Annotated in this window: 1 protein-coding gene; it reads left to right on the forward strand. The window is 59.9% G+C overall.

The genetic code is table 11. The features are described 5' to 3' along the window. Nucleotides 1–247 (forward strand): SDR family oxidoreductase (locus tag SB660_RS22760; RefSeq protein WP_410584782.1); only part of this gene is annotated, 247 nt, incomplete at both ends.

Consider the following 247-nt stretch of genomic DNA (forward strand, 5'->3'; position numbering starts at 1 on the left):
TTCGCCGGGCAAACGTATGGCGGCATCGACATCCTTGTGAACAATGCCGGTCTGATGCTGTTCTCGAACTGGGCGGATCTTGCCGTCACCGACTGGAACAAGATGATCGACGTCAACATCAAGGGCTACCTGAACGCGATCGCCGCGGTGCTGCCTGTCATGTTGGCGCAGAAGTCCGGCCAGATCCTGAACATGGACTCCGTAGCTGGTCACCGGGTGGGTCCGGCAGCAGGCGTGTACAGCGCGA

Origin of the sequence: Bacillus sp. SIMBA_005 (genome assembly GCF_046535585.1) — a bacterium.
GTDB lineage: Bacteria > Bacillota > Bacilli > Bacillales > Bacillaceae > Bacillus > Bacillus pumilus.